The organism is Thalassotalea sp. G2M2-11 (assembly GCF_017168195.1).
Lineage (GTDB): Bacteria > Pseudomonadota > Gammaproteobacteria > Enterobacterales > Alteromonadaceae > Thalassotalea_E.
This window is the reverse complement of sequence record NZ_JADNYL010000001.1, coordinates 818,095-833,187: the sequence shown is the minus strand read 5'-3', so window position 1 is coordinate 833,187 and position 15,093 is coordinate 818,095. Positions and strand designations below refer to the sequence as shown.

Here is a 15,093-nt window from a genome sequence, read left to right as displayed (position 1 = left end):
GCTCTTTCTTTTTTTACTGCCTCAGCAGTAGGAGTGTTTGTGTCGTCAACCATTTACGATTAAACCTCCTTCCGGAGGTTTTTTTATTTGAGTAATAGCTAATTTGAAAAGTGCTCAATTGACAATTTATTGGATCTAACTAAGTAGGTAACACGTGAAAGAAGAACTTGACCTGAACAAAATAAGAGAAAAAATTACCCAACTCGATCAACAATTACTTGCTCTGTTTGCTGAACGCCGTGCCCTTACCTTAAATGTTGCGAAAAGCAAGGCGTTACAAGTACGTCCTGTTCGAGATCAACAACGAGAGCAAGAGTTACTGATCCGATTGATCAAACAAGGTAAAGAGTATGGTCTTGATGCACATTATGTCACGAGTGTCTTTCAAACCATCATCGAAGATTCAGTGCTCAATCAACAAGCCTACTTGCAAACCCTAGCAAACCCAAATATTGAAATGCCAACGGTCAGCGTTGCATTTCTTGGCGATAAAGGCTCATACAGCTACTTAGCAAGTCATCGTTATTTTTCTCGCCGAGCCGAAAAAATTATTGAATATGGTTGTCAAAGTTTTGCAGACATCATGCAACAAGTTGAATCAGGCCATGTTGATTACGGTATGTTACCCATTGAAAACACGAGCTCAGGTAGTATCAATGAAGTGTATGATGTTTTACAGCATACAAACCTATCCATTGTCGGTGAAATTACTCAGCCTATTGAACATTGCTTATTAACTGCGGTAAATACTCGCTTAGATAAAATCACCACAATTTATGCCCATGGCCAACCGTTTACTCAATGCAGTAACTTTCTGGACAAACAAGATAATATTCGCATTGAATATTGTGAAAGCACGGCTGATGCCATGGCAAAAGTTTATGAATTACAAGACCCAAGTGTCGCAGTGATCGGTAGTGAGGAAGGTGGTCACCTTTACCAGTTACACGCCTTAGAAAAATCAATTGCCAATCAAAGTGAAAACCACAGTCGCTTTATATTAGTGGCAAGAAAACCTGTCGATGTTGCCGAACAAATTCCAGCTAAAACGGCTATCATTCTCGCAACAGGCCAAACCCCAGGTGCACTGGTGGAATGCTTATTAGTGTTAAAAAATAAAGGCATTAATATGTGCAAACTTGAATCTCGCCCCATTCAAGGACGACCTTGGGAAGAAATGTTCTATTTAGATGTTGAAGCCAACACTAAGCAACTGGCGCTACAAGAAGCGATTAACGAAATAACCCCACTAACTAACTTTATTAAAGTTTTAGGTTGTTATCCCATTGAACATATCAGTCCAACCAGTGTACCAAGTGATGCCATTTAGCCTAGGCTAATAATGATTGAAGAAAATGCGCATTAAACAGCGCATTTTTTTATTCGCGCCACTCGCTGTTGAGATAAACGATAAAATACGGCGATTAACGTGAGTACGGTTAATGAAGGTAGCACTGAAATTAACATTGTCGTTAAACGCTCATTAGCTGAGAGCCCAGTTAACACAATTAAACTAAAACTAGGCAGTAATAACCAAAAGGTGTGCTCACTTGCACAAATATTTAAACCTCGATTCATCAAGTAAAGTGCAGCTAAAGTGGCAATCAACGCACAACCGCTACTGAAAATACTCGGGTAATAATCCAAAATAAACGTTGGGTACGCATGCAGCAATTCAGGCACTGGAGCCAAATGCCCTATATTTACTAACCATAAAAACGCATAAGCGAGCAAACAACCAATATTAAACGACCATAACTTTTTATTCACTTGCGATTTTTTCTTTATATTCACAACCACTTTCCCAGTAATTTTATTATTTTTATTGTTCCCTTTTTATACATTAAGTTTAAATTTTAAGCAAACGAGCTATTTTAAGAGTATTCAACAAGCAATTATCGGTATAACCTTCTAATTAAATATCAATAATAGAAAATATAACTATCTGATAAACTTTTACTTTAAATTAGATTTATTCCCATACAGACTGATTTAGTAAAAAAACACTTAAACCACATTAAATATAAGGTTATTATAATTTAATAATAACTTTGTTTTTATTCATATATACTTAGCCTATACCGTTAAATGTATTCATTGATAATTAAAGGATATAATCGTGAAAATATTAGCTTCAATTGCCGTCGTTATCTTATTGATTTGTGGGGGAGCATTATGGTTTCTTGCTGGTGGCTCGCTCAATGAACTAGTGAAAACGCAAATCGAGACTGTTGGTCAACAAATTACAGAGCAAAAGGTCACTGTCAATAAAGTAGATATTCAATTAACTCAAGGAGCTGGCAGTATTTTAGGGGTAAACCTACCTAATCCTGCTGATTATAAATTACCTAATGCGTTTTCTTTAGGTGAGATAACCTTAGACATCAATTTAGAAAGTTTAACCGAAGAGCCAATCATCATTGACGCAATCATTATCAAAAAACCAGAAGCCTTTGTTGAAATAACAAGTGCAGGTAATGCAAATATACAAGATTTAATTGAAACCATTGAAGGTAATTTACCTCAAAGCTCTGCTGGAGATTCTGCTCCAAGCTCTCAAGCAGATGAGCCTAAAATAAGCGTTAGCCAGATCACATTAGCGAATACCTCGTTACTGCTCGATTTAACGGCCTTAGGCAACAAACAGCATCAACTCACTTTACCAGATATTAACCTAGCTAATATTGGTGGCTCAGAAGGCTTACCAGCGAGTCAATTAGGAAGTGTTATCGCCAAAGAAGCACTTTCAGCGATTTGGCAACAAGCGAAAAAAGAACAAAAAGAGCAACTCAAGCAGCAAGCAAAAGATAAATTAAAAGAGAAAGCGAAGAAAAAACTTTCAGAATTGTTCAATAAATCCTAAGCTTAGCTAAACAATTCAAGTTTTTAACTGGTAAGAATAATTGAAAAGGAAGCAGGAAATGACATCGTATAAATTACTTTTAAGAGTACTCTGTATTTGGGGGCTTACCACTGCGTATTCTGCTAGCGCCGTAGAGTTTGAAATACAACCTTTTATCGGACAAATGTATAGTCCTGATTTACAAGGAAGTACCAGTCAAACAGATCTTTCAGTAGATAATGCCATGAATTACGGTATCGCTCTCTCTTGGCAAGACTCACCCAATGGCTTAGGGCAAGTGATGTTAAATGCAGTTAATCACGAGTTTACCAGTGAACTTGATAATAAAGAGTACTCTTTAGATATACTTTATGCGCACTTTAATGGTGTTGCATTATTTCGCCAACAAAATTATACCACCACTGTCTCTCTAGGCTTAGGTGGTGCTTACTTTGATAGTGATATGAGTCAAGAGTTATATCCGTCAGCAACTATTGCAATAGGCACTCGTTATGAGTTTTCTAACAACTTAGCATTGGTTACAGAACTTAGAGGTTACGCAAGTATTATCGACAATGACGATAATATGTTTTGTCAAGGTGAGACATGTCATGCAACCTTTGATGATAGCTTATGGTCTGAAACCAATATTAGTATTGGTTTCGCTTATAAGTTTTAATTAACTGTTTATCAGCTTTTTTAGATCCGTATCAAATCATTAAAAAAGCAAATAGCGTAAATTCTCAAATCAACACTATTACAAGTATCAAATATTATGCCTGAAAAACAAAAACTGATTTATATCACCAATCAGCAAGGAAAGTATATTTATGTCAACCAAGCGTTCTGCAGAACATTGGGGTATAGTGAGCAAGAGTCTCTAACATTTGATAGTCATCAGCTTACCCATGAGAATATGCCTAAACAAGTGATAGAAGAATTATCACAAACATTAAATAAAGGCTTTTCTTGGCAAGGTGTCCTTAGGCTGAAAGACTCTGAAGGTAAAGATGTTTGGTTAGACGCTTTTATCACCCCTCAATATGAACATGGGGAAATCATCGGTTATCAATCAATTAGCACGCAGGCTTCACAAGAGTTAATTGACCGCGCTCAACGTCTTTATCAAGGCATTAATGCACAAAGTAGCATTGCCACTTTTGAGTTAACAAAAAACCACAAATTTATCTTTTTAGTGTTACTCACCTTAGTCTGTCAATTTTTTATTTTTTCTAAGTTTGGCCTAACTACTTCTTTACTAGTCGCATTTGGTGCAATTGCGCCCATCGCTATTTTTTGGCAAGACATTATTCCAACGGCACTGCGCGCACAGAAACTACAAAATATGTATGATTCCATTTCTCGAAAAGTCTATTTTGGTAAAGGAACCGTAAGCGTTTTTGATTTTAATTTCTCGATGATAAAAGTGAAATTAAAAGCGATCTTAGAACGCACGCTTGATGCTGCAAAACCTATCCGTTCGGTAATGAATAATGTTACTCAAGGCATTGCTGAAACCAGAAGCAACCTAGAGAACCAAAAGCAAGAAATGGCACAACTTTCTGTTGCGATGGAACAAATGCAAGCCTCAACAACAGAGATTGCGAGCAATACAGTTTCTGCTGCCGCTGACTTAGACAGTACATTTGAACAATGTGAAGAAGCCCAACAAGGCATTTTCCACACTACAGATAAAATAAAAGATTTAGCTCAAGAAGTTGAAGCCGCTTCTGCTTCTGCTGACTTATTAACCGAGTCTGCCAACAATGTTGGTGCGCTTATGGAAGACATTCAATCCATCGCTGATCAAACCAATTTGTTAGCGCTCAATGCAGCCATTGAAGCCGCCCGTGCAGGTGAGCATGGCCGAGGCTTTGCCGTTGTTGCCGATGAAGTTAGAAGCTTATCATCACGTACACAGGATTCTGCGAAAGAAATTCATAATCGATTATCGGCCATGTTAGCTACCATTGATGAATGGGTTAAATTAATGGCCAAAAATAAACAAGATGCTGAATTTTGTGTCAAAACGGCAGAATCGTCTAATGACAAAATAGAACGTGTAGTGCAACGCGTACAAAATGTTACGGATTCTGCCAATCAAATCGCTACTGCCGCAGAAGAACAAAGCGCTGTATCGAATGAAATTAACAACCATATCTCTCTAGTGCACCATGCATTAAAAGAAACTGGCGCGCAAACTGATGCGGTTGCCGAGCAAATGGCTGCACTTGAGCGAAGTGTTGAAGATATCGCAAACGTTGCCAACACCTTCATACCGAATAAAAAATAATTCATTCTGCATTTAATAAACAGCATGTTAGCCGTGATAACGATGAGCTTACATGCTGTTATTATCGTATGATCATCCCCTTCTGCCTGAGCGATTCATTTATCATTTAGCATAATTAATATTGTACAAATGCAGTGATTGTTATTTACAATGATCACACCAATTAACAATTTATTATCATTTCCAAAGAGATCATAATTATGTATAAAACACTTATCGCGTTATTCTCATTAGTATTATTTACGGCTTGTTCACCAGAAGTTGGCAGCAAGGACTGGTGTGAACAATTAAAAGAAAAGCCAAAAGGTGATTGGACTGCCAACGAAGCAACGGATTATACCAAACACTGCTTATTCAAAAGTGAAGACGAAGAATAAAAATTAGCAGGATAATTCTTCACTTATGCTGTTAGATTTGATTTGTCGTTTGTGATCAAATCTAACAGTTAATAGTTGGGGTTACTATTGCCCCCAGCTAGAGAAAAATAATTTGCGTGATTTTTTGGCAATAATAAAAAAGTAATTATTGACGCTATAGCCTCTTGTTGGTGCTATTTTCGGCCCAATATTCTAAGAATACGCAAAAACAAATTGATAATATCCATGTACAACGCAGCAGCACTATCTACAGCATTATCATATGTTTTAGGGATAGCATTAGCTCTAGCCCAATCATAACCAATATAACCACAAAAAATAATTGCTACGATCCAATCTAAGACTCCATGATGGGTATTAAATATAAATATTTCAATCAATTCGACAACGATTACACATAACAAGGCTATGGTGAGGCCTCCCGCTATTTTGTTGAAAAAAGCAGGGTACATTGAACCTAAAAGCATCATGACAAAAGTTACCATTCCTGTAACTCTTATCGCTTCCAAAACAATATCTGGATTGTATTGGCTTACAACTAAATTAATTATTAACCCAAAAGGTAAAACGACAAAGTTATACCCAATGAAACTTATGATTGGGCTGTCAGATTTACTAAATAGGTAAATGCCAAAAAAGCAGGATACGAAATAGCCGATAAAAAAGAAAAGAGGATTAATGTTGCTAATAGATTCAACAGGAATGTTTAATACCATCCACCAATTAATGAGAAACCCCCAAATTAATGTTAAGCCAATGACTAAATTATATGTTGAATTACTAATTAATTTGTTTGTGGTCTCTGTTCTATCAAATACACTTACTTCCATTTTCTACTTCCTTATAGTTTAATTTTTAAACTGCACTTTGATGGTTGGTAACGCCGTAATAAACAAACAGCGAAAGTGTTAGTTTAACAGGACCACAAACTAAAGCAGTCCCAAACTTTTTTATTAGTCATTAATTAAAAAACAATGTTGTCTTGTCATCCCAATAGACAGAATTTACGACCCATTTATTTTCAGGCTTATAAAACAGACAAACAAATCTTAAAGCGTGTTTTTCAAATTTAATAGCGTATGTGTGTTGAACAAAACTAGTACCAGCAATTTGAGACTTAATAAAGTCACTACCAAGTATGCGACCAAAACGTCCTGAGACCATATCGAGTTGAGATTTTGTTTGGTAGGAAAGATTATCTAATTCAGCTTTAGGTAAAGGCCAAAAAGGTCTCAAGCTATCAAAAGATTCTGATACTTTGTTTTTGCTAAACTTTTCAACGGCATTGCCACAAATTTCTTTTGTTTGCTCTTGGCTATTGATGCTAGCTGCATTTAAATTTAAGCAAAACAGTAACGTCGTAATTCCTATTACATATTTCATAGTATTTTCCATAATGATGAACAACTTAATAGCAAGAAAATTCTCGCAAATCACGAGAAGGAGACATTCCTTTGCTATTCAATTTATTTGAAAATATCACCGCTTATCAAATATAGCAATGAGCTGGTAAATCTATTCTCGATATTACCTAAAAGCCAATGGCATGCCGTTACATGAAAAGCACCACTAACACTTATCGTGTTATAGCTGAACCTTGGAAAAGTAAATAGGCATCATGAACTCCTTGTATAAACATTTGAGTACCAATAATAGTGAGAATAAGCCCCATTAATCTCGTTGTGATACTGATGCCACCCTCACCTATTTTTTCAATTAATTTAGCGCCATACAGAAAACAAATAAAGGTAATAAGGCACAATAATGCAAAGGCAATAATAGTAATAACAATATGCAGTATTTGCCCTGATGCTGAGTAGTTCATTGCGGTAGCAATAGTGCCTGGCCCAGCTAGGATTGGTAAGGCTAAGGGGGATATTGCAATATCTTTATCTTCATCACCCGTATCGCTAGCTGAGTGAGAGTGCAACTTGGAAGAACTACCGTGCAGCATATGATAACCGACAATAAATACCAAAATACCACCAGAAAGCCGTAGAGCAGGTAAGGTAATGCCAAATATCTCAAAAATACCTTTTCCCAAGAAGCAAAAACTCGTAATAATAACGAAGGCAGTGAGTAATGCTTTAACCGTGGTATTTTTTCGTTGTTGTTGACTTTTATTAGCCGTCATCCCAATAAATACCGCAGTATTGGCAATAGGGTTCATCATGGCAAAGAACCCCATAAAGACAGTAATAGCCATAGTAATAATATCGTGCATCATGTTAATGGGTATATTAAATTAAACAATGTATTACTTAGCTATCATTTTTATAATGCGTTGTCTATATAAACAACCCCCTTTAGATGAGTATCCGCTAAGATCAATAGTTCACAATTAAGCTAAAAAAGCGTGGGACTTACGCTGGTTATCATGGCATCAAGTACCAAAATAAATAGCATTTTTAACATCCTCAGGCCAGTACTACAAAATTTGCGCTTCTTTCTAGCTTAGTTGAAATGCTTTACAGCCGCTCTTAAAGTTAGGGTAACAACTCACCCGTTTTTGTATCGCCAACTAACACTTGTGATTGTTGCCAAGTATGAATTTTTCTGTTTCTAGATACTAACGTTTTAGCAACTGATCAATATCCCGTACTAAAGAGCTTTTTGGCCGTTCAATAATTCGTCCAAGCTCTTTATTGCCACGAAAGACAATGAATGTAGGTGTGTATTTTACTCCGAATAGTTCCGCCTGACCTGCTGGATCGGTTTTGTCATAATCTAAAGCAACTAAATCAAGCGCAATGGTTTGATTGACGTTGACCAGCTTCAAAAATCGAGGTACTTCACGCTGGCTATCATGGCACCAAGTACCAAAATAAACAGCAATTTTCACATCCTCTGGCCATTGCAGCACAGTCTGCGTATCTTGCTCACTTAGTTGATAAGCATTAAAACTATTTCTAAAACCCGGATAACGACTAAACAAATCACTCGTGTTTGTTTCACCAACTAACATATGCAATTGTGGCTGAGTAGATGCACAACTAGTTAATTGTGATAAACCGAATATGATCAATGCAGAAATAATAATTTTTTTCATAAGTCCCTTATGATTACCTAATCTTTTTTAAGTTCATTCGCTTTTAATAACATGGACTTACTTTCTTGTAAAAAGATATCGGCATATTCACCAAACCAATCAGATACCTGTTCAAACATGGCAACAAATGCCGCTTTATCATTAGCTTCTACATCCTCTAATAACTCTAAAAAGCGATAAGCAAAGCGTTTCATCATGGCAATATTATCTTGATTAGCAAAAATAATGTCACTATACAGGATAGGATCTTGAGCAAACAAACGTCCCACCATGATCAGCTCTAAACGATAGATGGGTGAACTCATCTCAACTAATTGGGAAATATCCGCCCCTTCAGTCATCAAGTGATAACCATAAACGATTGTAGAAAAGTGCCGCATTACTTGCACCATAGACATCGCCTGATCATGCTCAGCAGCCGTTACCGGATATATTTTCGCTCCCCATACCTGAAATTGGTCGAGTAACCATTGATATTGCTGCTCACCACGCCCATGACAAGCAATGATGGTTTGTTTAATTAACCCTGACACATCAGGACCAAACATGGGATGTAAACCAAGAACCGGCCCTTGATGCACTTTCATCATTTCATACAGTGGAACTTCTTTCACACTGGTAATATCAGCTAAAATGCAATCATCAGGTAACTGTTCTAGTTGTTTAATCACTTCGTTAGTGATTCGAATCGGCACGGCAACGATCACCACACTTGCATCGCTTAAAATACTATCGCTCTTAGGCCAATCTTCTTGCTCTAATGTGACAACCTGATAATGAGAACGTTGAAATAAATCAACAAATACTTGACCCAGTTGACCTTTACCGCCAACCACCACCACTTTCCGACAATCAGCGTTCACACACAGGTAACCACTCGCATCCTGACTGATATAAGAGTCACGCATTAATCGACGTAAAATATCTTCGATTAAATCAGCGCAAACCCCCACTTTCTTGGCCTGTTCACGCCTTTTACAAAGCAACTGTGCTTCTCGTTCTGGCGCATAAATTGGCATACCAACTTTACTTTTTAACGCACCTACTCGGGTAGTAACTGCACGGCGCTTTGCTAATAAATCGACAAGTTGGCTATCAATTTCATCAATTTGCTCGCGTAAAGCGGCTAATTCAGGTGCAATTTGTTCGCTATTCATTCATCACTTCTTATTGAGCTATTCGTTTGGGTAGTACCGCTTTTAACTGCTGCACTCCCTCATTGATCAGATTCTCTGTTTCATTAAAATCAATACATGCATCGGTAACCGACACACCATAAGCCAATTGATCTTTTGGTAAATCAGCACTTTGATTACCGGCATTAATATGACTTTCCAACATCAAACCAATAATAGAGAGATTGCCTTGGCAAATTTGCGTAAAAACATCTTTAGCAACAATCGGTTGGCGGCGATAATCTTTATTAGAATTACCATGCGAGCAATCTACCACAATTCCAGGCTCTAAACGATGTGTCGCTAACTCATTTTCACAAATAGCAATACTATTCGCATCATAATTAGGCTGCTTGCCTCCACGCAAGATAACATGACCATCCGGATTACCTTTTGTTTTAATCAACGCAACCTGGCCTTGACGATTAATTCCCATAAAACGATGAGAAGAAGCTGCTGATTGCATCGCATTAATGGCAACATCTAAGCTACCATTCGTGCCATTTTTAAAGCCTATAGGCATGGATAAACCACTGGCCATTTCACGGTGTGTTTGTGACTCGGTAGTACGAGCACCAATCGCTGACCAACTAAATAATTCAGCCAAATATTGTGGGCTGATCGGATCGAGTGCTTCCGTTGCTAGTGGTAAGCCCAGTTCGGTTAAATCTAATAATAATTGACGTGCTTTACGAAGCCCGGCTTCGACATCAAAAGAACCATTCATATCAGGGTCATTAATTAAACCTTTCCAACCGACAGTTGTTCTTGGTTTTTCGAAATAAACACGCATCACTATATACATAGTGTCTTTATGCTGATCATGAAGCTTTTTCAACTTTCGCGCATATTCCATCGCCGCATCAATATCATGCACAGAACATGGGCCACTGATCACTAATAAGCGGTGGTCTTTTTTATGAATAATATCGGCAATTTCCTGACGAGCTTTGATCACAAACTCTCGACCTTGTTCAGGTAGAGGCAGTTCTCCTCTAAGCTGTTGAGGCGTAATTAACACTTCTTCGGCATTGACGTGAATATCGTTTAATGAACCCTGAGGGCTAATAGTTGAATGTTTTAAATCTGACATATTATTTTCCAAAATTTACAGCGAGTATTAAAAAGTGAATAGAGTAAAGCGCTTGCTAAATAGGGTTTAGCAATAAAAAGAGAGGTAGTAATAAAATCGGTGATGGTTTACGTTCATGTTAAAAATAAAAATTGTAAAGTTTAGTTTACTCAATTTGTAACTAATATCTTACACTTATATTTTTGTTAGGCAAGTACTTTGTGCAGTAAATCATCACAAATTTACAACCCGCATAAATACCAAGTGACAGAGATAAAAAAAGCGCCACTTAGGCGCTTTTCAATAAGGGTAATTCAATTAGCCATGAACAATTCGATTTGAAATCAGATTATCCACTACCGCTGGATCGGCAAGCGTTGAAGTATCTCCTAAAGTATCGAGATCATTCTCAGCAATCTTACGTAAAATTCGACGCATTATTTTACCTGAACGTGTCTTAGGCAAGCCAGGTGCCCACTGAATATAATCAGGTTTAGCAAATCGACCAAGCTCTTTGGCAACAAACTCGACCAGTTCTTTATTCAATTCGTCAGACTCTGTGGCATTACCCATTAAAGTGACATAGGCGTAAACCCCTTGACCTTTAACCTCATGTGGATATCCCACAACAGCAGCTTCTGCGACAGCAGGGTGAAGCACTAATGCACTCTCAATTTCAGCGGTACCTAAGCGGTGACCCGATACATTAAGTACGTCATCAACACGACCGGTGATCCAATAAAAGCCATCAGCATCACGTTTTGCACCATCACCAGTAAAGTAATTACCTGGATATTGGCTTAAATAAGTTTCATAAAAACGCTCGTGATTACCATAAACACTGCGTAATTGCCCAGGCCAGCTACCTGTCATCACCAATAAGCCTTGGTTTTCCCCTTCAAGGGTGTTGCCATCTTTGTCAAATAATGCAGGTTTAACACCAAAGAATGGTTTACCAGCGGCCCCTGGCTTCATATCAACCGCGCCAGGTAGTGAGGTAATTAGAATGCCTCCAGTTTCTGTTTGCCACCAAGTATCAACGATTGGACAGTTTGACTTGCCAACCACTTCATAATACCAATGCCATGCTTCAGGATTAATTGGCTCACCTACAGTCCCTAACAAGCGAAGCGAAGAAAGATCAGACTGATTAACTAGCTCATCGCCGACACTCATTAAGGCACGAATAGCAGTGGGTGCGGTATAAAACACATTCACTTTATGTTTTTCGCACACTTGCCAAAATCGGCCTGCATCTGGGTAGGTCGGCACCCCTTCAAATACTAAGGTTGTGGCGCCATTCGCTAACGGACCATAAAAAATATAAGAATGTCCTGTGATCCATCCAGCATCGGCAGTACACCAATAAATTTCACCATCTTTATAATCAAACACATACTTATGCGTAATGGCGGCATACAATGAATAACCACCGCACGTGTGTAATACCCCTTTTGGCGTTCCCGTAGAACCTGAAGTATAAAGAATGAACAACGGATCTTCTGCATCCATCACCTCTGGTTCACACATAGCAGGTAACTCGGCTACCGCTTGTTGATAATTAACATCAACCTTGTCATTCCAAGCGACATCTCCACCAGTTCGTTCAACCACAATCACAGAATGAACATTTGGGCATTCAGCAATCGCAGCATCAACATTCGCTTTTAACGGGATCACACGACCACCACGTAAACTCTCATCTGCAGTGATCACCACTTGACAATCCGCATCGGCAATACGTGCACGAATAGATTCGGTAGAGAAGCCACCAAAGACTACAGAATGAACAGCACCAATACGCGCACATGCTAGCATGGCATAACCAACTTCTGGGATCATTGGCATATAAATACAAACGCGATCACCTTTTTTGACACCACGCTGTTTTAATAAGTTAGCAAAACGACAGACATGATCATGCAACTCTTGATAGGTAACTTTTAAATCTTCACTAGGATCATCACCTTCCCAAATAATGGCAACATCATCTGCTTTTGTAGCTAAATGGCGATCAATACAGTTATAACTCACATTAAGTTTACCACCGGAAAACCATTTGATATCAGCAGACTTTAAATCCACATCACAGACACTGTCCCAAGGCTTATACCAATCTAAAAATTTATCCGCTTGTTCAGCCCAAAATTGTTCAGGCTGTTCAATCGACTGTTGATACATAGCTTCATAAGTTGCACTATCAATATGAGTATGGGCTTTGGCTTGCTCTAAGATCGGATATCGACTTTGTAATTCTTGCATGATAAATCCTTCGTTAATAACTTGATATAATCTTTATGGTATACATTAGCAGTCAAGATAAACTATTGCTCAAATTGCTAAAGCTAATGAATTTATAATTTGTTTACGTTGTAATAAGTATCATATAGCAACTTTTTAACTTCGCCTACTCAACTAAAGTCGAATAAAAGCACTAAATTTATCCATTGGCCACAACGCATTCCTATAACCGTACCATTGAACACCAAGAATGACAACGCTGTCAATTGGTATTTGTATTCCATGAAAAGCACAATGTTATTATCTGAATTCAATGAATAAATAAGACTAAATAGTTCTATCTAGAAGGATACATTTCGATTTTGATATCCAGAGTGACGTAACCTGAGCTAGAAATAAAAAAACCCGCACATCGGTGCGGGTTTACTTAATAGAGTAATAACTAGAGCTTAACCAGCACTTTTACACTATCGTCTAGCGCGGCATCACTGACATAACCTATCAGGTTAGGATTTTGGCTAATCAACTTTACTAATTCCGCTTCAGTATCAACGGACTTAGGTGCCTGCCCTTTGCCTGTAAAGATTAATTTAGACCAGTAAGCCTTTAACTGACTTTCTGACTTACCTATGACGGCACCGAGAAATTCAGTTCTGGCATCTCCTCCAGCTAAAGCAACAGGAATAGCTTGCTCACCGTTGGGAAATTTTTTACTTTTCCCCAAAAATATTTTCTTAATCGCACTCTTATCTAGTGAGTTTGTGTTTGAAGGATGAACTATGACATTCACCGCATTAACGTTAAATGCGATAATACTGCACATCGCAACTAATACAGAGACAAAAATTTTCATAATTCCTCCTAAAAGACAATATCAATGCCAGCAGACATTATTGAATAATCACCAACCGATGCGCGCGTGTCTTCACCTTTGAAGTAATCGACTTTAAAAGCGGCACTAGGATGAAAGTCGTAGCGAATTGTGATACCACTGCCTTCATATTCTCTAAAAATTAACCCTTCATGAATAGCTTGGCCTGTCGCTTGCAATACTGGATGAGATACATCATCTAGAAAGTCTAAATCAGTTTCTTGAGCAAAATCTTCGGTATGTATGGTCACCACAAGTTGATCAAAACGTCGGCCTATGGCTAAGTACCATGAATTATTAAATCCGTCCGTACTATCATCTACCCCATAATCACTATATTCAAAATCCACTAACCAGTCATTGTAATCGATACCAAAGCCAGCAAATGTATAAATACCATCTTTTTGATCCCAACCGATCGCTCGATTAAACGCCGCAACATCACCAGCTGAAGCACCTGTGGCCATTGCAGCGGCAACACCTGGTGCAGCCACTTGGAATAAGCCTTGATCAAATTCAGCACCATCAAGTTCAGTCAGAAGTATACCGGCAAAAATTTTCCACCAATCACCTGATAAGGTAGCATTAACAGAGTAGATATCTTTAAACCCTAAGGGGACATTGTCATTCACCGCAGAAATAAACACCTGCCCATTCCAGCTACCATAGAGCAATTTAGTGGTTAGGGTATAATCATCTAAATCAAAGGTGCTATCTAAAGTAATTCCTTCAATCGTGGCAAACTCAAAATCTGAATACACCGCTTTAGGTAGTCTTGAAAAATTATGGGCAAAACCAACTTTTTCATATTGAGATTGGTGAAACAGTGGATTAGCAAAACGACCAACACTAACCTGATGAGCATCGTTGACCTCATAACTAATATAAGCCCAACGAGCATTAACATCGAAATCATTTCGTCCCTCAGCGAATAATTGTACTGTTGCTGAAAGACCTTCACCTAAGTCAGCTCTGGCCTGAATCGCAAATAATGATTCACTTTTAAACGACACTTCCCCTTCTTTGAACTCAGGGAATGGAGCGAGGCCACCATCAGAATTAGCTTGCGATCCCCTTATGGATGCAAAACCATTAAGTGTTATATCTGCAAAACTACTCGGTATAAACAGAGATAATGCACAGACGGCACAGGTTTGTATTTTATTCATATAC

The 15,093-nt window shown here is 38.1% G+C and carries 15 protein-coding genes; 5 read left to right on the top strand and 10 right to left on the bottom strand.

Annotated features, from left to right (window positions below; all coding sequences use genetic code 11):
* Window positions 1–154: 154 nt before the first annotated feature.
* Window positions 155–1,330 carry a chorismate mutase gene (locus tag IV514_RS03545; RefSeq protein ID WP_206483512.1) on the top strand — a complete coding sequence of 392 codons (1,176 nt, stop codon included), beginning with the start codon at window positions 155–157 and terminating at the stop codon, window positions 1,328–1,330.
* A 32-nt stretch (window positions 1,331–1,362) separates the two neighbouring features.
* Here IV514_RS03545 and IV514_RS03540 read toward each other — a convergent pair whose 3' ends face one another.
* Window positions 1,363–1,794 carry a hypothetical protein gene (locus IV514_RS03540; RefSeq protein WP_206483511.1) on the bottom strand — a complete coding sequence of 144 codons (432 nt, stop codon included), beginning with the start codon at window positions 1,792–1,794 and terminating at the stop codon, window positions 1,363–1,365.
* A gap of 325 nt (window positions 1,795–2,119) precedes the next feature.
* Here IV514_RS03540 and IV514_RS03535 point away from each other — a divergent pair, with 325 nt between their 5' ends.
* From IV514_RS03535 to IV514_RS03520, 4 genes are all read left to right on the top strand, one after another.
* Window positions 2,120–2,863, top strand: coding sequence for a hypothetical protein (locus IV514_RS03535; RefSeq protein WP_206483510.1), 744 nt, complete (start codon window positions 2,120–2,122; stop codon window positions 2,861–2,863).
* 58 nt (window positions 2,864–2,921) lie between these two features.
* Window positions 2,922–3,521 carry a hypothetical protein gene (locus tag IV514_RS03530; protein ID WP_206483509.1) on the top strand — a complete coding sequence of 200 codons (600 nt, stop codon included), beginning with the start codon at window positions 2,922–2,924 and terminating at the stop codon, window positions 3,519–3,521.
* A gap of 96 nt (window positions 3,522–3,617) precedes the next feature.
* Window positions 3,618–5,135 (top strand): methyl-accepting chemotaxis protein, encoded by a 1,518-nt coding sequence (locus IV514_RS03525; protein WP_206483508.1) that lies wholly within the window; start codon window positions 3,618–3,620, stop codon window positions 5,133–5,135.
* 200 nt (window positions 5,136–5,335) lie between these two features.
* Window positions 5,336–5,512, top strand: coding sequence for a DUF3012 domain-containing protein (locus tag IV514_RS03520; RefSeq protein ID WP_206483507.1), 177 nt, complete (start codon window positions 5,336–5,338; stop codon window positions 5,510–5,512).
* A 173-nt stretch (window positions 5,513–5,685) separates the two neighbouring features.
* Here IV514_RS03520 and IV514_RS03515 read toward each other — a convergent pair whose 3' ends face one another.
* The 9 genes from IV514_RS03515 to IV514_RS03475 all read right to left on the bottom strand — a co-directional run bounded on the left by IV514_RS03515 (window position 5,686) and on the right by IV514_RS03475 (window position 15,089).
* Window positions 5,686–6,342 carry a Bax inhibitor-1 family protein gene (locus IV514_RS03515; protein WP_206483506.1) on the bottom strand — a complete coding sequence of 219 codons (657 nt, stop codon included), beginning with the start codon at window positions 6,340–6,342 and terminating at the stop codon, window positions 5,686–5,688.
* Between the two features lie 130 nt (window positions 6,343–6,472).
* Window positions 6,473–6,895 (bottom strand): hypothetical protein, encoded by a 423-nt coding sequence (locus tag IV514_RS03510; protein ID WP_206483505.1) that lies wholly within the window; start codon window positions 6,893–6,895, stop codon window positions 6,473–6,475.
* Window positions 6,896–7,088: 193 nt separating this feature from the next.
* Window positions 7,089–7,718, bottom strand: a complete 630-nt coding sequence (locus tag IV514_RS03505; RefSeq protein ID WP_346776892.1) for a MarC family protein — start codon at window positions 7,716–7,718, stop codon at window positions 7,089–7,091.
* 363 nt (window positions 7,719–8,081) lie between these two features.
* Window positions 8,082–8,561, bottom strand: coding sequence for a thioredoxin family protein (locus tag IV514_RS03500; RefSeq protein WP_206483504.1), 480 nt, complete (start codon window positions 8,559–8,561; stop codon window positions 8,082–8,084).
* A gap of 17 nt (window positions 8,562–8,578) precedes the next feature.
* Complete coding sequence (gene tyrA, locus IV514_RS03495; protein ID WP_206483503.1) at window positions 8,579–9,718, bottom strand: bifunctional chorismate mutase/prephenate dehydrogenase; 1,140 nt, start codon at window positions 9,716–9,718, stop codon at window positions 8,579–8,581.
* Between the two features lie 10 nt (window positions 9,719–9,728).
* The gene (locus tag IV514_RS03490) at window positions 9,729–10,829 is read right to left on the bottom strand and encodes a 3-deoxy-7-phosphoheptulonate synthase (RefSeq protein WP_206483502.1); all 1,101 of its coding nucleotides are present in this window, start codon (window positions 10,827–10,829) and stop codon (window positions 9,729–9,731) included.
* A 297-nt stretch (window positions 10,830–11,126) separates the two neighbouring features.
* Complete coding sequence (acs, locus tag IV514_RS03485; protein ID WP_206483501.1) at window positions 11,127–13,070, bottom strand: acetate--CoA ligase; 1,944 nt, start codon at window positions 13,068–13,070, stop codon at window positions 11,127–11,129.
* Between the two features lie 421 nt (window positions 13,071–13,491).
* The gene (locus IV514_RS03480; RefSeq protein ID WP_206483500.1) at window positions 13,492–13,902 is read right to left on the bottom strand and encodes a phosphate ABC transporter substrate-binding protein; all 411 of its coding nucleotides are present in this window, start codon (window positions 13,900–13,902) and stop codon (window positions 13,492–13,494) included.
* A gap of 8 nt (window positions 13,903–13,910) precedes the next feature.
* Window positions 13,911–15,089 (bottom strand): hypothetical protein, encoded by a 1,179-nt coding sequence (locus tag IV514_RS03475; RefSeq protein ID WP_206483499.1) that lies wholly within the window; start codon window positions 15,087–15,089, stop codon window positions 13,911–13,913.
* Window positions 15,090–15,093: the final 4 nt, after the last annotated feature.